18 protein-coding genes are annotated in these 18,807 nt (G+C 50.1%); 9 read left to right on the top strand and 9 right to left on the bottom strand.

The window, feature by feature from the left end; genetic code table 11:
* Positions 1 to 304: 304 nt before the first annotated feature.
* The 5 genes from O6P33_RS04935 (at position 305) to O6P33_RS04915 (ending at position 4,186) form a co-directional block, all read left to right on the top strand.
* Positions 305 to 1,084 (top strand): APH(3')-VI family aminoglycoside O-phosphotransferase, encoded by a 780-nt coding sequence (locus O6P33_RS04935; RefSeq protein ID WP_014386410.1) that lies wholly within the window; start codon positions 305 to 307, stop codon positions 1,082 to 1,084.
* Between the two features lie 151 nt (positions 1,085 to 1,235).
* Entirely contained in the window at positions 1,236 to 2,261 is a 1,026-nt protein-coding gene (locus O6P33_RS04930) for an IS30-like element ISAba125 family transposase (RefSeq protein ID WP_004994718.1), read from the top strand.
* A 100-nt stretch (positions 2,262 to 2,361) separates the two neighbouring features.
* A complete protein-coding gene (locus tag O6P33_RS04925; protein ID WP_004201164.1) occupies positions 2,362 to 3,174 on the top strand; it encodes a subclass B1 metallo-beta-lactamase NDM-1 in 813 nt (270 codons plus the stop codon).
* A 3-nt stretch (positions 3,175 to 3,177) separates the two neighbouring features.
* A complete protein-coding gene (ble, locus tag O6P33_RS04920; RefSeq protein WP_004201167.1) occupies positions 3,178 to 3,543 on the top strand; it encodes a bleomycin binding protein Ble-MBL in 366 nt (121 codons plus the stop codon).
* Between the two features lie 4 nt (positions 3,544 to 3,547).
* Positions 3,548 to 4,186: a phosphoribosylanthranilate isomerase gene (locus tag O6P33_RS04915; RefSeq protein WP_004201168.1), complete on the top strand. Its 639-nt coding sequence runs from the start codon at positions 3,548 to 3,550 to the stop codon at positions 4,184 to 4,186.
* Between the two features lie 10 nt (positions 4,187 to 4,196).
* Here the strand turns inward: O6P33_RS04915 and O6P33_RS04910 are convergent, their stop codons facing one another.
* The 6 genes from O6P33_RS04910 to cysK form a co-directional block, all read right to left on the bottom strand.
* A complete protein-coding gene (locus O6P33_RS04910; protein ID WP_323808172.1) occupies positions 4,197 to 4,742 on the bottom strand; it encodes a hypothetical protein in 546 nt (181 codons plus the stop codon).
* Positions 4,688 to 6,229, bottom strand: a complete 1,542-nt coding sequence (locus tag O6P33_RS04905; protein ID WP_269819109.1) for an IS91-like element ISVsa3 family transposase — start codon at positions 6,227 to 6,229, stop codon at positions 4,688 to 4,690. Before O6P33_RS04905 ends, O6P33_RS04910 begins: the two co-directional genes overlap by 55 nt.
* Before the next feature lie 111 nt (positions 6,230 to 6,340).
* Positions 6,341 to 7,921 (bottom strand): glutamine-hydrolyzing GMP synthase, encoded by a 1,581-nt coding sequence (guaA, locus tag O6P33_RS04900; protein ID WP_269819108.1) that lies wholly within the window; start codon positions 7,919 to 7,921, stop codon positions 6,341 to 6,343.
* Positions 7,922 to 8,007: 86 nt separating this feature from the next.
* Complete coding sequence (gene guaB, locus O6P33_RS04895; RefSeq protein WP_269819107.1) at positions 8,008 to 9,480, bottom strand: IMP dehydrogenase; 1,473 nt, start codon at positions 9,478 to 9,480, stop codon at positions 8,008 to 8,010.
* 111 nt (positions 9,481 to 9,591) lie between these two features.
* Positions 9,592 to 11,310, bottom strand: a complete 1,719-nt coding sequence (gene aceK, locus O6P33_RS04890) for a bifunctional isocitrate dehydrogenase kinase/phosphatase (protein WP_269819106.1) — start codon at positions 11,308 to 11,310, stop codon at positions 9,592 to 9,594.
* Between the two features lie 78 nt (positions 11,311 to 11,388).
* On the bottom strand, positions 11,389 to 12,363 hold the full coding sequence (cysK, locus tag O6P33_RS04885) for a cysteine synthase A (RefSeq protein ID WP_269819105.1): 975 nt from the start codon (positions 12,361 to 12,363) through the stop codon (positions 11,389 to 11,391).
* Between the two features lie 214 nt (positions 12,364 to 12,577).
* Between cysK and O6P33_RS04880 the strand changes: the two genes are divergently transcribed.
* Both O6P33_RS04880 and O6P33_RS04875 read left to right on the top strand, forming a co-directional pair.
* Positions 12,578 to 13,420: an AAA family ATPase gene (locus O6P33_RS04880; protein ID WP_269819104.1), complete on the top strand. Its 843-nt coding sequence runs from the start codon at positions 12,578 to 12,580 to the stop codon at positions 13,418 to 13,420.
* 75 nt (positions 13,421 to 13,495) lie between these two features.
* A complete protein-coding gene (locus tag O6P33_RS04875) occupies positions 13,496 to 14,674 on the top strand; it encodes a vWA domain-containing protein (protein ID WP_269819103.1) in 1,179 nt (392 codons plus the stop codon).
* Positions 14,675 to 14,814: 140 nt separating this feature from the next.
* Here O6P33_RS04875 and O6P33_RS04870 read toward each other — a convergent pair whose 3' ends face one another.
* From O6P33_RS04870 to queG, 3 genes are all read right to left on the bottom strand, one after another.
* Positions 14,815 to 15,591, bottom strand: coding sequence for a class II glutamine amidotransferase (locus tag O6P33_RS04870; protein WP_269819102.1), 777 nt, complete (start codon positions 15,589 to 15,591; stop codon positions 14,815 to 14,817).
* Between the two features lie 11 nt (positions 15,592 to 15,602).
* Positions 15,603 to 16,079, bottom strand: a complete 477-nt coding sequence (locus O6P33_RS04865; RefSeq protein WP_269819101.1) for an MFS transporter — start codon at positions 16,077 to 16,079, stop codon at positions 15,603 to 15,605.
* Between the two features lie 279 nt (positions 16,080 to 16,358).
* Positions 16,359 to 17,420: a tRNA epoxyqueuosine(34) reductase QueG gene (queG, locus tag O6P33_RS04860; RefSeq protein ID WP_269819100.1), complete on the bottom strand. Its 1,062-nt coding sequence runs from the start codon at positions 17,418 to 17,420 to the stop codon at positions 16,359 to 16,361.
* 111 nt (positions 17,421 to 17,531) lie between these two features.
* On the opposite strand from queG, the gene O6P33_RS04855 reads away from it, so the two are divergent.
* Together O6P33_RS04855 and tsaE are read left to right on the top strand one after the other, a co-directional pair.
* Positions 17,532 to 18,335 (top strand): NAD(P)H-hydrate dehydratase, encoded by an 804-nt coding sequence (locus tag O6P33_RS04855; RefSeq protein ID WP_269819099.1) that lies wholly within the window; start codon positions 17,532 to 17,534, stop codon positions 18,333 to 18,335.
* Positions 18,323 to 18,790, top strand: coding sequence for a tRNA (adenosine(37)-N6)-threonylcarbamoyltransferase complex ATPase subunit type 1 TsaE (gene tsaE, locus O6P33_RS04850; protein WP_269819098.1), 468 nt, complete (start codon positions 18,323 to 18,325; stop codon positions 18,788 to 18,790). The genes O6P33_RS04855 and tsaE overlap by 13 nt, the downstream gene beginning before the upstream one ends.
* Positions 18,791 to 18,807: the final 17 nt, after the last annotated feature.

The raw sequence follows: 18,807 nt of genomic DNA, 5'->3' as shown, positions 1-18,807 counted from the left end.
GACCCCGACAAGGCAATTGATTAAGTGCTTAATGATTGAATATTTGACACAGGTCAACGCATCAGCTTGTTTAAGATATGGAGAAACAAGATGATTGATCCCTAAAATCATAGCGCAACTCGGGTTTGATTAAAAAAAAGCCTCTTTTTTAAGAGGAGCTACAGCTGTGTCGGCTGGGACAATAATTTTGCAAGTTCTTCTAGGGAATAAGCCATATTTTTGCTACAGTGAACCAAATTAAGATCATCTATTTACTAGGCCTCGCATTTGCGGGGTTTTTAATACTGAATAAAAGGAAAGCTTGATGGAATTGCCCAATATTATTCAACAATTTATTGGAAACAGCGTTTTAGAGCCAAATAAAATTGGTCAGTCGCCATCGGATGTTTATTCTTTTAATCGAAATAATGAAACTTTTTTTCTTAAGCGATCTAGCACTTTATATACAGAGACCACATACAGTGTCTCTCGCGAAGCGAAAATGTTGAGTTGGCTCTCTGAGAAATTAAAGGTGCCTGAACTCATCATGACTTTTCAGGATGAGCAGTTTGAATTAATGATCACTAAAGCGATCAATGCAAAACCAATTTCAGCGCTTTTTTTAACAGACCAAGAATTGCTTGCTATCTATAAGGAGGCACTCAATCTGTTAAATTCAGTTGCTATTATTGATTGTCCATTTATTTCAAACATTGATCATCGGTTAAAAGAGTCAAAATTTTTTATTGATAACCAACTCCTTGACGATATAGATCAAGATGATTTTGACGCTGAATTATGGGGAGACCATAGAACTTACCTAAGTCTATGGAATGAGTTAACTGAGACTCGTGTTGAAGAAAGATTGGTTTTTTCTCATGGCGATATCACGGATAGTAATATTTTTATAGATAAATTCAATGAAATTTACTTTTTAGATCTTGGCCGTGCTGGGTTAGCTGATGAATTTGTAGATATATCCTTTGTTGAACGTTGCCTAAGAGAGGATGCCTCGGAGGAAACTGCTAAAATATTTTTAAAGCATTTAAAAAATGATAGACCTGACAAAAGGAATTATTTTTTAAAACTTGATGAATTGAATTGATTCTAAGCATTATCTAAAAATACTTAATTGTCTTTTAACGTCGCTAAATTTTAAATAAATAAGTGAAGAGTGTTAGTGGAGCCACTGATTTAAAGTTGGCAGAGTAAAACTTGAAGTGCGACATAAACCACCTAATTAATTTAAAGGGTTTATGGAGTATATAAAATTGTCATACCATCATCTTAACTTTGAAGATCGTACTGCATTAATGCTTGAGTCAAGAAAAGAAGGCTTTTCAGCCAGAAAATTTGCTGAACTCATTAAAAGACATCCTAGTACGATCTATCGTGAGCTTAAAAGAAATAGCATCAATGACGTTTATCAAGCTCGATATGCTTCTGATAACACCTTCGCTAGACGTAGACGTGGTCACAGAAAACTCAAAATCGATTCAATCCTCTGGAAATTTATTGTTGAAGCGATCCGTTGTTTATGGTCTCCTCAGCAAATAGCAAAGCGTTTAAAGACATTTCCTGATTTGGATCAAACAATGAATGTAAGCCATACAACGATTTATTCAACGATACGAGCATTACCAAAGGGTGAGTTGAAAAAAGACTTATTATCCTGTCTACGTCATGAAAATAAAAAGCGAAAAGCTAACGGTGAACCTAAAAAAGATTCTATATTACAGGATATTAAAACTATTCATGAGCGCCCAGCCGAAGTTCAAGAAAGAAAAATACCGGGTCATTGGGAAGCTGATTTAATTAAAGGTAAAGACAATAAAAGTTCGATAGCAACACTTATTGAACGAAATACACGGCTCTGTATCTTGGCAACATTACCTGATGCAAAGGCAGAATCAGTGCGCAAGGCTTTAACTGAAGCTCTGAAATATTTACCTGCAGAACTGCGTAAAACGTTGACCTATGACCGTGGACGTGAGATGTCAGAACATAAAATACTCGAAGAAGATTTAGGCATAGATGTATATTTCTGTGACCCACATTCACCCTGGCAAAAAGGCACATGCGAAAATATGAATGGTTTAATTAGGCAATATTTACCTAAAGGGATTGATTTAAATCAGGCAGATCAGCATTATTTAAATCAAGTTGCCATGTCACTGAATACTCGTCCTAGAAAGGCGTTAGATTGGCTTACACCATTAGAGAAATTTGCTCAGCTTGTTGATTATCATATGGCTTTTGAAACTGTCGCACCTCATGTTTGAATTCGCCCCATATTTTTGCTACAGTGAACCAAATTAAGATCATCTATTTACTAGGCCTCGCATTTGCGGGGTTTTTAATGCTGAATAAAAGGAAAACTTGATGGAATTGCCCAATATTATGCACCCGGTCGCGAAGCTGAGCACCGCATTAGCCGCTGCATTGATGCTGAGCGGGTGCATGCCCGGTGAAATCCGCCCGACGATTGGCCAGCAAATGGAAACTGGCGACCAACGGTTTGGCGATCTGGTTTTCCGCCAGCTCGCACCGAATGTCTGGCAGCACACTTCCTATCTCGACATGCCGGGTTTCGGGGCAGTCGCTTCCAACGGTTTGATCGTCAGGGATGGCGGCCGCGTGCTGGTGGTCGATACCGCCTGGACCGATGACCAGACCGCCCAGATCCTCAACTGGATCAAGCAGGAGATCAACCTGCCGGTCGCGCTGGCGGTGGTGACTCACGCGCATCAGGACAAGATGGGCGGTATGGACGCGCTGCATGCGGCGGGGATTGCGACTTATGCCAATGCGTTGTCGAACCAGCTTGCCCCGCAAGAGGGGATGGTTGCGGCGCAACACAGCCTGACTTTCGCCGCCAATGGCTGGGTCGAACCAGCAACCGCGCCCAACTTTGGCCCGCTCAAGGTATTTTACCCCGGCCCCGGCCACACCAGTGACAATATCACCGTTGGGATCGACGGCACCGACATCGCTTTTGGTGGCTGCCTGATCAAGGACAGCAAGGCCAAGTCGCTCGGCAATCTCGGTGATGCCGACACTGAGCACTACGCCGCGTCAGCGCGCGCGTTTGGTGCGGCGTTCCCCAAGGCCAGCATGATCGTGATGAGCCATTCCGCCCCCGATAGCCGCGCCGCAATCACTCATACGGCCCGCATGGCCGACAAGCTGCGCTGAGCCATGGCTGACCACGTCACCCCCAATCTGCCATCGCGCGATTTCGATGTGACAGAGGCGTTTTATGCGAAGCTGGGCTTTGCGACGAGTTGGAAGGATCGCGGCTGGATGATCCTGCAGCGCGGCGGTTTGCAGCTCGAATTCTTCCCCTATCCTGACCTCGACCCAGCTACGAGCTCGTTCGGCTGTTGCCTGCGGTTGGATGATCTCGATGCCATGGTGGCATTGGTGAACGCGGCGGGAGCCGAGGAAAAAAGCACCGGCTGGCCGCGCTTCAAAGCTCCGCAACTGGAGGCGAGCGGCCTGAGGATCGGCTACCTGATCGATCCCGACTGCACGCTGGTGCGGCTGATCCAGAACCCCGACTGACCGCATGCCCGCGAAAATCAAGATTTGCGGGATCAGCACACCCGAGGCGCTCGATGCGACCATCGCGGCGCGGGCGGACTATGCCGGGTTGGTGTTCTATCCAGCGTCGCCCCGTGCGGTTACGTCGAATGTCGCGGGCGCTTTGACATCGCGCGCAGCTGGCCAGATCGCCATGGTCGGTTTGTTCGTCGATGCGGATGATGCTGTCATCGCCGACGCACTGGTGGCAGCCAAGCTGAACGCGCTGCAGCTGCACGGTTCGGAATCGCCCGAACGCGTGGCCCAGTTGCGCGCGCGGTTTGGCAAGCCGGTGTGGAAGGCGCTGCCCGTCGCCAGCGCCAGCGATGTCGCACGCGCCGCAGCCTATGCCGGGGCGGCGGACTTGATCTTGTTCGACGCCAAGACCCCCAAAGGCGCGCTGCCCGGCGGCATGGGGTTGGCGTTCGACTGGTCGCTGCTGGCCGGATATCGCGGTGCCTTGCCGTGGGGGCTGGCAGGCGGGCTAAATCCGACGAATGTTGCCGAGGCGATTGCGCGCACCGGAGCGCCGCTGGTCGATACCTCCAGCGGCGTCGAAAGCGCGCCGGGCGTCAAGGATACCGACAAGATTACCAATTTCGCCTTTGCGGTGCGCTTGGCCTAAATCGCGTCGATCAATAGGCGTCGTTCAGCGCAAAGATCGGCTTGCGGGTGCGCCACTGCCCTCGGGTGAAGTCGGGAAAATCTAACGTGCGATTGCCCTCAGCAATCGATTGTTCCGACAGAGGCGTGATCGCGCTCCAGGCCAGCGCGTCGTAAATGTCGATTGGCATCGGGGCCTTGGCCTTCAGCGCCTCGACAAAAGCGTGGATCACGAACCAGTCCATCCCGCCATGCCCGGCCCCTGCCGCCAGATCGGCGTAGCGTTTCCATAGCGGGTGATCGTATTTCGCAAACCAGCCCTCGGCAGGCTCCCAGCGGTGCGGCTGTGGGCTCTTGCCCTCCAGATAGATCGACTTGTTGACGTCCATCCACAGCCCCTCGGTGCCTTGCACCCGAAAGCCGAGAGAATAGGGGCGCGGCAGCGAGGTGTCGTGGCACAGCATGATCGTTTCACCATTAGTGCAGCCGATCATGGTGTTGACCACATCACCCAGTGCGAATTTCACCTCGGCGTTGGGATGATCGGCAGAGCCGTTCTTGACGACATAATCATGCAGCCCGCGCGCCTTACAGCCGAAGCCGCCAGCGCCCGGCTTTCGGGTAACGCCCTGGTCCCGCTGGTTTCGGCTTTGTGCTTCAGGTGATCAAGGATCTGCTTGATCACTATAGGGTCTTCAATGCAGGCGATGACTTTCATGGCGCCGCCGCAGCCGCTGCAGGTCTCGATGTCGATATTGAAAACACGCTTGAGCCGTTGCGCCCATGTCATCGACGCTCGCCGTTGTGCTGGTGTTGCCGGTTCATCAGCCACCCTGACCTTGTTGCCCCTGCCCCGTTTTGCCGGCGTGACCAACGCCCGGTGCCGACTGTTGGGTGCGAACACCCCGTGGAAGCGGGTTAGGTTGACTCTGGGCTTCGGTACCAGGGCGGCCAGCCTTGCAATGAAATCCAATGGTTCGAAAATGACGTGCGTGGTGCCGTCCCGGTACGGCGTCTTGAGCTGGTAGCGCACGTTGCCGCCTCGTGTTAACGACAGCCGCTTCTCGGATACCGCCGGGCGGCTGATGTACCGGCACAGCCGTTCGAGCTTCTTGCGTTCATCGGCCCTGGCCGCCACGCCGGCGTGCAGGCTGGACCCGGCTACCTTGCCAATCCCGTCACCGAACGGATCACCACTGGTCGGCAGAGTTTGCAAAGTGAACACCTTTCGCCCCGCCTGTGAACCGACAGCGATACGGTAAGTGATCGAGTGCCCCAGCAGGGGTGTCATCGGGTCGTCATCCACCGCATCCGAGGCCAGATAGCTGTTTTCGACATCCCGTTCCAGCAGGCCTTGCCGTTCCAGATAGCGACCCACCCGGTGGGCGATGGTGTGCGTCAGCTGGGTGAGCTCTGGGCTGGTCGGCGCCTTGACCCAGCGGAAACGCGCTGAGCCGTGGGATTGCTCGACATACACACCGTCGAGAAACAGCATGTGGAAGTGAACATTCAGATTGAGCGCCGATCCAAAACGCTGGATCAGGGTGACCGCGCCCGTCTTGGCCACTTGGTGGGTATGGCCCGCTTTCTTGACCAGGTGCGTGGCAATGACGCGGTAAACGATGCCCAGCACCCACCCCATGATCTCGGGCCGGCTGGCAAACAGGAAACGCAGCTGAAACGGGAAGCTCAACACCCACTGACGCATGGGTTGTTCAGGCAGTACTTCATCAACCAGCAAGGCGGCACTTTCGGCCATCCGCCGCGCCCCACAGCTCGGGCAGAAACCGCGACGCTTACAGCTGAAAGCGACCAGGTGCTCGGCGTGGCAAGACTCGCAGCGAACCCGTAGAAAGCCATGCTCCAGCCGCCCGCATTGGAGAAATTCTTCAAATTCCCGTTGCACATAGCCCGGCAATTCCTTTCCCTGCTCTGCCATAAGCGCAGCGAATGCCGGGTAATACTCGTCAACGATCTGATAGAGAAGGGTTTGCTCGGGTCGGTGGCTCTGGTAACGACCAGTATCCCGATCCCGGCTGGCCGTCCTGGCCGCCACATGAGGCATGTTCCGCGTCCTTGCAATACTGTGTTTACATACAGTCTATCGCTTAGCGGAAAGTTCTTTTACCCTCAGCCGAAATGCCTGCCGTTGCTAGACATTGCCAGCCAGTGCCCGTCACTCCCACTCAATAGTCGCTGGTGGCTTGCTCGACACATCGTATACCACCCGAGAAATGCCTTCAATTTCATTAATAATACGACCAGACACTGTTTCGAGCAGTTCATAAGGCAAATGCGCCCAACGGGCGGTCATAAAGTCGATGGTTTCCACCGCGCGCAAGGATACAACCCAAGCATAACGGCGCGCATCACCAACCACGCCGACCGATTTAACTGGTAAGAACACGGCAAAGGCCTGACTGGTTTTCTCGTACCAACCGGCTTTACGCAGCTCCTCGATAAAAATATGGTCTGCTTGACGCAATAAGTCGGCATACTCTTTAGTCACTTCACCAAGGATACGCACACCTAAACCTGGCCCCGGGAAAGGGTGACGGTAGACCATGTCGTGAGGTAGCCCCAACTCCACACCGAGCTTACGCACTTCGTCTTTAAACAGCTCACGCAGTGGTTCAACCAATTCCATTTTCATATCTTCTGGCAAGCCACCCACGTTGTGGTGTGACTTGATCATCGTTGCTTTACCGCCTTTAACCGCAGCAGACTCGATTACGTCAGGGTAAATAGTGCCCTGTGCCAGAAAATCTATGCCTTCCAGTTTGGTCGACTCTTCATCAAAGACTTCAATAAAGGTGCGACCAATGATCTTACGTTTTGCCTCTGGATCAGACTCGCCTTTGAGTAAATCTAAAAAGCGCTTTTCTGCATCAACACGAATCACTTTAACGCCCATATTGTCAGCGAACATGCGCATCACTTGGTCGCCTTCGTGCAAACGCAGCAAGCCATGATCAACAAATACGCAAGTGAGCTGATCACCAATGGCTTTATGCAATAAAGCAGCAACCACCGATGAATCCACTCCGCCAGATAAGCCGAGCAACACTTTACGATCGCCCACTTGTTCGCGCACTTTAGCAATGGCGTCATCGACAATATTGGCTGGGGTCCAGAGTGCAGCACAGCCACAAATATCCAAAACAAAACGACTCAGAATCTCTAAACCCTGAGAGGTATGCGTGGTTTCTGGATGAAACTGAACAGCAAAATAATTACGCGAGGCATCTTCCATAGCGGCAATTGGACAGCTGCCCGTACTCGCCGTGACAGTAAAGCCCGCTGGTAGCGCAGTAACCTTGTCACCATGACTCATCCATACATCCAAGCCTTGCGCAGAACTGGCGGTAGCAGCATCACGCAAACCGTTGAGCAGCACGCTCTGGGCCACCACCTCAACACGCGCGGCACCAAATTCGCGAATATTCGAGCCTGCAACCTGGCCACCCAACTGCTGCGCCATGGTTTGCATGCCATAGCACACACCCAACACTGGAATACCCAGATCAAAGATCAACTGCGGCGCGCGTGGACTGTTTTCTGCATGCACAGACTCAGGGCCACCGGACAAAATGATACCGCGCGGATTGAATTCGCGAATCACATCGTCACTGACATCAAAGGGGTGAATTTCGCAGAACACGCCAATGCCACGAATACGACGCGCAATCAGCTGGGTGTACTGTGAGCCGAAATCTAAAACTAAAATGCGGTGGGCGTGAATATCTTGAGCAGCCATGGGATAAGTCTCAATAACAGTTTATAAACTTATGAAAAGACAAACCGCCTAAGTGCGGCGGTTTGTCTAACGAATACGAGAGCAGCTTAGCTGACCCGATAGTTCGGTGCTTCTTTGGTGATTTGTACATCATGCACATGGGATTCAGCCATGCCCGCACCAGTAATACGTACAAACTCAGGCTTAGTACGCATCTCGCTGATAGTGGCACAGCCGGTATAACCCATTGAAGCACGCAAGCCACCCATCAACTGATGAATAATGGCCGACATTGCACCTTTATAAGGTACGCGACCTTCAATGCCTTCTGGTACCAACTTCTCAGCACCACCACTGGTATCTTGGAAGTAGCGATCTGAGGAACCCTGCGCTTGCGCCATGGCACCCATCGAGCCCATACCGCGGTAAGACTTATACGAACGGCCCTGGAACAGCTCAATTTCACCGGGCGACTCTTCAGTACCGGCAAACATTGAACCCATCATCACTGCATCAGCGCCAGCCACAATGGCTTTGGATAAATCGCCAGAGAAGCGAATACCGCCGTCAGCAATCATTGGTACACCAGTGCCTTCCAGCGCAGTGGACACATTAGCAATGGCAGAAATCTGGGGCACACCCACACCCGCAACAATGCGCGTGGTGCAAATCGACCCTGGACCAATACCCACTTTAACCGCATCAGCACCTGCTTCGACTAAAGCCAGCGCAGCTTCACCGGTGGCAATATTACCGCCAATCACCTGCACTTCAGGGAAGTTTTCCTTGACCCAGCGCACGCGATCCAACACACCCTTGGAATGGCCGTGGGCAGTGTCCACCACTACTACGTCAATGCCAGCAGCGGCTAAAGCAGTTACACGCTCGGCGGTGTCGGCACCGGTACCCACTGCAGCACCAACCCGCAAGCGACCTTGAGCATCTTTCGAGGCCAGCGGGTAGCTTTTAGCTTTTTCAATATCGCGGAAGGTCACCATGCCACGCAGCTGAAACTTATCATTGACCACCAGCATTTTCTCAATGCGGTGCTCATACAATTTAGTTTTGATTTCTTCTAAGCCAGTGCCTTCTTGCACAGTAACTAACTGCTCTTTAGGCGTCATAATTGCCGCAACGGTATCCCCTGCATTCGGGGTATAACGCAAGTCACGGCCAGTTACGATACCAACCAGCTGTTGGTCAGAGTCCAGCACAGGAAAGCCTGAGAAACCAAGCTCATCGGCTCGCTTGAGCAGATTAAAGATTTTTGTGTCTGGAGTAACAGTGACAGGATCATGGACAATGGCAGTTTCAAAGCGCTTTACTTTACGCACTTCGGCTGCTTGCTGTTCGACTGTCATGTTTTTGTGAATGATACCAATGCCGCCTTCTTGCGCCATAGCAATGGCCAAGCGGGCTTCGGTAACGGTATCCATTGCTGCAGAGAGCAACGGGATGTTAAGTTCAATACCCCGAGTTAAACGGGTTTTTAAGCTGACATCTTTGGGTAAAACCTCGGAGTAACCGGGGATTAGTAGTACATCATCAAAGGTCAAAGCTTCTTGGCTGATACGCAGCATGTTTGCACGCTCCCGAACGGGAAAAATGGAAGCGCGGTATTATACCGCGCAACGTTAGGCTTCTCAATGGTTAAAATTTCAACACTAGAGCAGCGTTTGCCAGCTAGTTTATCACTCAATGCCCTTACGTTTGTACGGAAAGACATCAATCACTGTGCCTTCACGAATAGCGTCCTGCAATCCTTGCCAATATGCGGCAGTAAACAAGTCACCGTGCATTTCTTTAAAAAGTTTGCGCAGCTTAATATCAGTAAACAAAAAGCGCGGAAACTCTTCCGGAAAGACATCATGAGGCCCCACTGAATACCAAGGTTCTGCGGACATTTCATCTTCCGGAAAACGTGGTTCAGGGATTTTACGAAAGTTCACCTCAGTTAAATAACTGATTTCATCATAGTCATAAAACACCACGCGCCCATGGCGAGTTACACCAAAGTTCTTCAAGAGCATATCGCTGGGGAAAATATTCGCCGCCGCCAGCTGCTTAATAGCTAAACCGTAATCTTCCAGCGCCTCATGGATTTGCTGCTCATTGGCGGTTTCTAAATAGATATTCAGCGGCGTCATGCGTCGCTCAGTCCAGCAGTGACGAATCAGCACCTCATCACCATGCACCTCTACAGTGGCAGGGGCGACATCCAGCAATTCTTCTAAACACTCAGGCTCAAACTTGCTGATCGGAAAGCGCAAATCGGCAAACTCTTGGGTATCCGCTAAACGCCCCACTCGGTCAACATATTTAACCATTCGATAGCGATCAATTACCGTGGCGCGATCGACGGTTTTCGAAGGTGAGAAACGGTCCTTAATAATTTTAAACACGGTATTGAAGCCGGGCAAAGTGAACACCGTCATCACCATGCCGCGCACCCCTGGCGCCATAATAAACTTATCATCGGTGGTTTCTAGGTGCTCAATTAAAGCGCGATAAAACTCAGTCTTACCTTGTTTATAGAAACCTATGGAGGTGTACAACTCAGATATATGCTTGCGCGGCAAAATACGCTGCAAGAAACTAATAAACTCTGCTGGATAGGCGACACGCACCATAAAGTATGAGCGGGTAAAGGAGAAAATAATGGAAACTTCTGCCTCATCAATAATCGCCGCATCCATACGTACGCCCTGACCTTCACGGTTGAGCACGGGGATAACCAGCGGCCACTGCTCATCCTGAGTAAAAATTCGGCCCACTAAATAAGCACCTTTGTTGCGGTACAGGCGCGAGCTATACAGCTCAATGCACAGTTCTGGATCTTTGCACACCCAGTCCGGCAGGTTAGCGCGCAACTGCTTCTCCAAGCGCTGCAAGTCACGCTCTTGATCTGCGTAAGGCACAGCAAAGCGGTAGTCTTCACTGATTTGTCGTAGCGCAGCAGCTAAATCGCCATGTGGGCGATAGGTGCGAATTTGCATCGGCGCATCGTGCTCACTTAAAGCAGAACGTGTGCTGTGTACAAACATGCAGTCGTCTGTAATCAGATCATGACTGAATAAACTATTGAAAATTGAGTTAAACCAGGTTTCTGATAGCTCGTCATCCAAACGCAAATCAATTTGACCAATATAGGATTTTTTAATCTGCGGCCAGCACTCAATGTTGAGCAAAACATCTTCGCCATACTCACTGAGCAAGGCTTCGCGAGCCAAATTGACGCGTATTTTATACAGCTGAATACGTGCCGCTGAGGCATCTTGAATTTCTTGCCACTGCGCCTTCTCAAAACGCTCACGACCTAGGTTAGTGATTTTCCGAAATTCTTCACGATAGTCATCAAAACCATCTAAAATCTGTCGCGCAATAGCAACAGCCGGACAACGAATAGCCATCAGACATACTCCTTCAATAGATATATAGCCAACCTACAGACGGCCTAACAAACACAACAGCCATCAGCTTGCGGCGGCTTATTGAGCCAACTCTTGCTCAGTAAACAAATCATCAAACAGCATACTCGACAAATAACGCTCGCCTGAGTCAGGCAGAATAACCACTATGGTTTTACCTTGCATATTTGGTTTTTCAGCCAAGCGCACCGCTGCTGCCATTGCCGCACCGCAGGAAATACCGCACAAAATACCCTCTTCACGCATTAAGCGTAGTGCCATGTTTTTCGCATCGTCATCGCTAACCTGCTCCACTTGATCAAGCATCGTTAAATCAAGATTCTTAGGTACAAAGCCAGCACCAATACCCTGAATTTTATGAGGTGCTGGTGCAGCGGCCTGCCCAGCTAATACTTGGCTAATCACCGGCGAGCTGGTTGGCTCAACCCCCACAGATAAAATCGGCTTAGCGCAGGTGTTTTTAATATAACGCGAGATGCCTGTCAGAGTACCGCCGGTACCAACACCACTGACTAAAACATCAATGGCGCCATCGGTATCACGCCAAATTTCTGGACCGGTGGTTTTCTCATGCACAGCTGGGTTGGCAGGGTTATCAAACTGCTGCAGCACCAAGTATTTATCTGGCGCACTGGCAGCAATTTCATGGGCTTTATCAATGGCGCCCTGCATTCCCTTGGCTGGCTCAGTGAGCACCAGTTCAGCGCCCAAGGCTTTAAGGATTTTGCGACGTTCCAAACTCATCGAAGAGGGCATGGTTAAAATCAGCTTATAACCACGGGCAGCGGCAACAAAGGCTAAACCTATCCCGGTGTTGCCAGATGTGGGCTCAACCATAGTGACCCCAGGCTTTAACAACCCTGCCGCCTCGGCAGCTTGCACCATACTGACGCCAATGCGGCACTTAACTGAGCCTGCTGGGTTGCGCGACTCAACTTTAGCTAAAATAGTTACGCCTTTAGGCCCCAAGCGATTGATTTGCACTAAAGGTGTGTTACCCACGCTCTGCGCATTGTCGACATAAATACGGCTCATTCAGAAGACCTCAATTAATTGTTTTATATTACTGCGAGCCTAAAGCTCAGCGCGCTTAGCGTCCAGTCTGTTTTTCGCCGGTACTGCACGCAAAATGACCAAATCTGGCCTTACGTTCACAAACCTTAGGAGGGCAAGGTATAGTAAGTGGCATTTAGAACCATCCATTCACTTTACTTAAAACAATAACACGCAAGTCTTGCTGAGGTTTTCTATGAAGTTTTCCGGTACTCAATCGTACGTTGCAACAGATGATCTTAAATTAGCCGTTAATGCTGCCATTACTCTAGAGAAGCCTTTGCTGGTTAAAGGTGAGCCAGGCACAGGTAAAACGATGCTGGCTGAGCAGCTGGCTGAATCTTTTGGCGTCAAACTTATTACTTGGCACATTAAGTCCACCACTAAAGCCCACCAAGGGTTGTACGAATATGATGCCGTCAGCCGCTTACGTGACTCGCAGCTCAACTCTGACAAAGTCCACGATGTGCGCAACTACATCAATAAGGGCAAGCTATGGGAAGCCTTTGAAGCAGATGAGCGAGTCATCTTACTGATTGATGAAGTCGATAAAGCTGACATTGAATTCCCTAACGACTTACTGCAAGAAATCGACAAAATGGAGTTCTACGTCTACGAGACGAATGAAACCATTAAAGCCAAGCACCGGCCAATTATTATCATCACTTCCAATAACGAAAAAGAGCTGCCTGATGCTTTTTTACGTCGCTGTTTTTTCCACTACATTGCGTTCCCAGATCGCAATACGCTGCAGAAAATTGTTGATGTGCACTACCCTGACATCAGCCAGTCGTTAGTCAGCGAAGCCTTGGATGTGTTTTTTGATGTGCGACAAATCCCTGGCCTAAAGAAAAAGCCCTCGACCAGCGAATTAGTCGATTGGATCAAACTGCTAATGGCCGACAACATTGGTGAGGAAATCTTGCGTGAGCGTGATGTCACTAAGGCTATCCCACCACTGGCTGGCGCGTTAATTAAAAACGAGCAAGATGTAATGCTGCTTGAGCGCTTGGCTTTTATGAGCCGCCGCAAACGCTAAACACATGTGCTGCACGGATCTGCTGAATTTACCCAAACAGGTCCGTTGCACCTTTTACTTAAGAGGTCTGTAGCCATGCTGCTGAATTTATTTAATGAAATGCGCGCCGCAAAAGTGCCAGTTTCGGTGCGCGAGTTATTGGACTTAATCAATGCGCTCAAACACCACGTGGTGTTTGCCGACATGGATGAGTTTTATTACCTAGCGCGGGCCATTCTGGTTAAAGATGAACGCCATTACGACAAGTTTGATCGCGCTTTTGCTGCCTACTTTACAGGCATTGAAAACCTCGACCAACACATTGAAGCATTAATCCCAGATGAATGGTTGCGCCGTGAGTTTGAGCGTTCGCTGAGCCCTGAAGAGCGGGCCAAAATCGAGTCTCTGGGCGGTCTTGATAAGCTGATAGAGGCTTTTAAAGAGCGCTTAGAAGAACAAAAAGGCAAACATAAAGGTGGTAACAAATGGATTGGTACCGGCGGCACCAGCCCCTTTGGCTCAGGCGGTTATAACCCTGAAGGCTTTCGTTTAGGTAACGATGGCGAACGCCAAGGTCGCGCGGTTAAAGTTTGGGAACAGCGCGAGTACAAAGACCTTGATGATCAAGTAGAGATTGGTACGCGCAATATTAAAGTGGCGTTACGGCGTTTGCGTAAGTTTGCCCGCCAAGGTGCCGAGGAAGAGTTTGATTTAGACAGCACCATTAATCACACCGCTCGCGACGGCGGTTTACTCAATATCCAAATGCGTCCGGAGCGCCGCAATACGGTCAAGCTGCTGATTTTATTTGATATTGGCGGCTCGATGGATGAGCACGTGAAAATCAGTGAAGAGCTGTTTTCTGCCTGTCGCACCGAGTTTAAACACATGGAATATTATTATTTCCATAACTGCGTGTATGAAGGTCTGTGGAAAGACAACTCGCGGCGCTTTGACCAACGTATTCCCACCCAGGATGTTCTGCAAAAGTATGGTGAGGATTACAAAGTGGTATTTGTAGGAGACGCGGCGATGTCACCCTACGAAATATCTCAGCCCGGCGGCAGCGTTGAGCACTGGAATGAGGAACCTGGCTATATTTGGATACAACGTTTTATGCAGAAGTTTAAAAAACTCATCTGGCTTAATCCGTATCCAAAGTCAGCCTGGGACTACACACACTCAACAACAATGATTCGCGAGCTGATTGGTGATCAAATGTACCCACTGACCGTTGCTGGGCTTGAAGAAGGTATGGCTTATTTAGCCAAATAATATCCTTGCTGTAGCACTCGTCAGGGTAAATAATGAACTACCCGCCACTTTAGAAGTGGGGGAATTCTGCTCGGTATTTGTTAAATACAGCTGGCTGGCAAGCTGCACAGAGCTGCGGGCCAGCAATTTACCTTTACCGGTTACTGACTCTGACCTTGAGCAACAATCTCACCGCCACGCCACAAAATCCATTCGCCCGGCGCATACACATGCCATTGCTCGTTATCCGTTAACGGCTCAGTGGCCAGCACAGTAACAATGTCATTGGGTGTGGTTTCAGCCTGAAAATCCACACTAACATCGGCATCTTTCAACGTAGCTGGGCCAAAAGGAGCGCGGCGCGTAATGTGCGCCAGCTTAGTGGTACAAAAGCTAAATAACCAATCGCCATTACTGAGCAAACAGTTAAATACACCTTTACTGCGGTATTCTTGGCAAGCAGCCACAATCACCGGCAAAAACTGCTCAATACAACATTGCTGCGTACAAGCCGTCCGTAAACGGTTTAACAAATCACAAAACGCCGCTTCACTGTCAGTGTCACCAACCGGCTGGTACATTCCAGCCCTTGGGGAAAAATCAGCCAGCTGACCATTGTGCGCAAAACACCAATTGCGCCCCCACATTTCACGCATAAACGGATGGGTATTGGCTAAACTCACAGCCCCCACATTGGCTTGGCGAATATGGCCAATCACCGTTTCGCTTTTAATAGGGTAGCGCTGCACCAAACGAGCAATTTCCGAATCAGCGCTGGCTTTAGGGTCTTGAAATAAGCGCAAGCCACGCCCCTCATAAAAACCAATACCCCAGCCATCGCGATGTGGCCCAGTGCGCCCGCCACGCTGCATTAAACCGGTAAAGCTAAACACCACATCAGTTGGCACATTGGCACTCATCCCGAGCAATTCACACATAACAAACTCCCTTAACGACGTGCGACCAAGCCGCTGTCCTGCGTATCTTTTTCCAAATCCAGCATTTGCTGCAAAGTGAGTGTTGATTCGGTCGTTGGCACTTGTGGCTCTACATTTTTCTCGGACTGACGCTTGGCCTGCGCTTTAGCGCTTACTTTCTTGCGGCTCAGCAGCCAGCGCAGCACCACAAACAGCAAGTACACAACAAAAACCATGGCACCGTACATCACCAAGTCAGCCACGGAGCGCCATGCGTCATTACTGACTTTAAAAAGCAAATCCATCACCGTCATGGCAATCGCTGGCGCATATAAATCACGGGCTGGGTCTACCACTGTAGGGGTAAACAGCATAACGGCAGCCAACACCCGCAGCGGCTCACGCAGGTAGCGCCACATCCAGCTGGTAAAATAAAACCATGCTAATAAACAGCCTAAAGCTGATACGGCATAAATGCCCCAAGCCAACTGATAATCGTTTTCTGTCATGATATTTTAAAGCACTAGAGGGTCTAAGAAGGTGTCTATCATAGCGATTTTAAAACACTTTAGCTTGAGTACCTATAGCCATTTACAAATTGCACAGAGCTATGCCTGGACTAGCGCTAATGCTTAGTCGTCGCTAAGGAAGTGCGGGATAATTAAGTCCTTGCGCGGGGCACAACAGCGCCGCAATCTCCAAACTGCCAACACTCAAAGTCAATCAGATAGTTTCATTGCGCTCGCAATAGCACTTTATCTAGGCAGTACACCTCTAAAATAAACAGGTTACTTTTGGTGTTGCTGAAGCGCCCAACGCACATGTTCACGCACCAGCTCAGAGGGGTAATCAATACGCGCCTTAAGCGCTTCTAGCACAGGAATAGTGCTGGGCGCATTACCTAAGCCGACCGCCAAGTTGCGCAGCCAACGCTCATAACCAGTGCGGCGAATGGGTGAGCCTTGAGTGCGGGTTAGAAACTGTTCTTCAGTCCACATAAACAACTCCGCTAAGCTGGTGTTATCCAGCCCGTGCCGCGGCTGAAAATCTTGCTCTTGTGTGGCTTTAGCAAAGCGATTCCACGGACAAACCAGCTGGCAGTCATCACAGCCAAAAACACGATTACCAATCAGCGGACGCAAGTCTTCTGGGATCGCCTCTTTTAGCTCAATCGTTAAATAAGAAATACACCGCCGCGCATCCAACACCCGCTCACCGACAAACGCCTGAGTTGGACAGACGTCTAAGCAGGCGCTGCACTTGCCACAATGATCGCGGTCATTGGGTGCATCAATCGGCAAGGGCAAGTCAATTAAGAGCTCACCCAAAAAAAACCAGCTACCGGCTTTACGGTTTAAAATTAAAGTATTTTTACCCATCCAGCCTAACCCTGCCTTACGGGCCAGTGGCTTTTCTAATACGGGTGCGCTGTCCACAAAAGCACGGTGGCCAAAGGGCCCCACCACAGCAGTAATTTTTTCCGCAAGTTTTTGCAGACGCTTACGGATCAACTTATGGTAATCACGCCCTAAAGCATAACGGGAGATATAGGCCCGCTCTGGCTGCGCCAACACCTGCGCCATTTGTGTGTCTTCTGGCAAATAATCCATGCGTACTGAAATCACCCGAAGCGTACCAGGGAGCAACTCTTCAGGGCGCGAACGCATACTGCCATGGCTGGCCATATAGGCCATTTCCCCGTGATAACCAGCGGCCAGATACGCCTCCAACCGAACCGCATCTTCGCTTAAATCCGTATCAGTAATGCCCAATTGTTGGAACCCCAATTCAGCGGCCCACTCCCGAATTGATGCGGTCAAGTCAAGTAAGTCAAGCGGCTCAGATGACATTCAAGGCTATCCCCCGAAAAGATTGTTATACTGATAGTGATAATATCAACCAGCGGTATCACAGTAATGACAGACACTAGGTCGGCTCGCAGTATACATGGCGATAACCTTATGCGCCTCGCCCCACGGGCAATGGCTACCCATAAGGGTCAACTGGGCCATGTCTTAGTCATCGCCGGTGACTTAAATATGGGTGGCGCAGGATTATTGAGCGCCCAAGCGGCCTTACGCTGTGGAGCGGGCATGGTCAGTTTAGCGACCCGCGAGCAACACCTGAGCGCTGCCTTAAGCCGCCTACCTGAAGTAATGACCTGCCCAGTTCGCTCCAGCGCCGAGCTGCTTGTGCCTTTGGCGCGCGCCAGTGTGCTGGTGGTAGGCCCAGGACTCGGCCAGTCATCCTGGTCAAAAGCCTTGCTCAGCGCTGCAGCACAATCTGCCCTCCCGCAAATTTGGGATGCTGATGCCTTAAACCTGCTGGCCAGTGGCTTTTGCCATGCGCCACAGCAAGCTATTCTAACCCCGCACCCAGGTGAAGCAGCACGGCTCTTAAATTGTAGCAGCGCCGAAGTACAAGCAGACCGAAACAGCGCTGCACGCATGATTGCAGAACGCTATAATGCAATTACCGTACTGAAAGGCCAGCATACAGTAATTGCCAGCACAAGGGGTGAGCTATCCTGCGTGGAACGTGGCCATCCGGCCATGGCTGGCGCAGGTTTTGGAGATGTTCTTAGTGGCGTCATTGGCGCACTGCTAGCGCAACATCTACCCGCCTACTCGGCGGCCTGCTTAGCCGTCTGGCTGCATGCCTGCGCCGGAGAGCAACTGGCCCTGCAAGGCCGTGGTATTGCAGCCAGTGACTTGTGCCAAGCCATCCGTTTATTACTTGAGGAGCACAGCCCATGTCTGGGGTAGAGTTATACATTGAAGATGAGGCTGCCATGCTGCAGCTGGGTCAGGCTTTGGCAGAACAAACTGCTGGACATGGTATCTTGTTTTTGCAAGGCGATCTGGGGGCCGGCAAAACCACTTTATCACGCGGTATCATTCGCGGCTTAGGCCATACTGGGCCAGTAAAAAGTCCGACCTTTACTTTAGTCGAGCCTTATGAAATTAATAAGCATAGGGTATGGCATTTTGACCTTTACCGTTTAACTGACCCAGAAGAGTTAGAGTACTTAGGCATTCGTGATTATTTTGCCGACGATGACCTATGCTTAATCGAATGGCCACAACAAGGAAAAGGCTATTTACCGCAGGCAGATATTGAAATCAGCATAAAAGCTCATAATGATGGGCGTTTTGTGCAATTATTACCGTTCTCTACACGTGGAAAAAGTTGGTGCGCGGCCTTATCCGCCCTAACTTAAAATACACAGCGAGGTTA

This window comes from Denitrificimonas caeni, from assembly GCF_027498055.1.
Classification (GTDB): domain Bacteria; phylum Pseudomonadota; class Gammaproteobacteria; order Pseudomonadales; family Pseudomonadaceae; genus Denitrificimonas.
The sequence above is the reverse complement of the archived record's forward strand: the minus strand, read 5'-3'. Positions and strand labels throughout refer to the sequence as shown.

What these genes read in the sequence shown, in the direction of transcription:
- O6P33_RS04880 (WP_269819104.1), top strand. Translation starts at nt 12,578, where the DNA reads ATGAAGTTTTCCGGTACTCAATCGTACGTTGCAACAGATGATCTTAAA.
- O6P33_RS04925 (WP_004201164.1), top strand. Translation starts at nt 2,362, where the DNA reads ATGGAATTGCCCAATATTATGCACCCGGTCGCGAAGCTGAGCACCGCA.
- ble (WP_004201167.1), top strand. Translation starts at nt 3,178, where the DNA reads ATGGCTGACCACGTCACCCCCAATCTGCCATCGCGCGATTTCGATGTG.
- guaB (WP_269819107.1), bottom strand. Translation starts at nt 9,480, where the DNA reads ATGCTGCGTATCAGCCAAGAAGCTTTGACCTTTGATGATGTACTACTA.
- guaA (WP_269819108.1), bottom strand. Translation starts at nt 7,921, where the DNA reads ATGGCTGCTCAAGATATTCACGCCCACCGCATTTTAGTTTTAGATTTC.
- cysK (WP_269819105.1), bottom strand. Translation starts at nt 12,363, where the DNA reads ATGAGCCGTATTTATGTCGACAATGCGCAGAGCGTGGGTAACACACCT.
- O6P33_RS04875 (WP_269819103.1), top strand. Translation starts at nt 13,496, where the DNA reads ATGCTGCTGAATTTATTTAATGAAATGCGCGCCGCAAAAGTGCCAGTT.
- O6P33_RS04930 (WP_004994718.1), top strand. Translation starts at nt 1,236, where the DNA reads ATGGAGTATATAAAATTGTCATACCATCATCTTAACTTTGAAGATCGT.
- O6P33_RS04915 (WP_004201168.1), top strand. Translation starts at nt 3,548, where the DNA reads ATGCCCGCGAAAATCAAGATTTGCGGGATCAGCACACCCGAGGCGCTC.
- O6P33_RS04870 (WP_269819102.1), bottom strand. Translation starts at nt 15,591, where the DNA reads ATGTGTGAATTGCTCGGGATGAGTGCCAATGTGCCAACTGATGTGGTG.
- tsaE (WP_269819098.1), top strand. Translation starts at nt 18,323, where the DNA reads ATGTCTGGGGTAGAGTTATACATTGAAGATGAGGCTGCCATGCTGCAG.
- O6P33_RS04935 (WP_014386410.1), top strand. Translation starts at nt 305, where the DNA reads ATGGAATTGCCCAATATTATTCAACAATTTATTGGAAACAGCGTTTTA.
- aceK (WP_269819106.1), bottom strand. Translation starts at nt 11,310, where the DNA reads ATGGCTATTCGTTGTCCGGCTGTTGCTATTGCGCGACAGATTTTAGAT.
- O6P33_RS04865 (WP_269819101.1), bottom strand. Translation starts at nt 16,079, where the DNA reads ATGACAGAAAACGATTATCAGTTGGCTTGGGGCATTTATGCCGTATCA.
- O6P33_RS04855 (WP_269819099.1), top strand. Translation starts at nt 17,532, where the DNA reads ATGCGCCTCGCCCCACGGGCAATGGCTACCCATAAGGGTCAACTGGGC.
- O6P33_RS04905 (WP_269819109.1), bottom strand. Translation starts at nt 6,229, where the DNA reads ATGCCTCATGTGGCGGCCAGGACGGCCAGCCGGGATCGGGATACTGGT.
- queG (WP_269819100.1), bottom strand. Translation starts at nt 17,420, where the DNA reads ATGTCATCTGAGCCGCTTGACTTACTTGACTTGACCGCATCAATTCGG.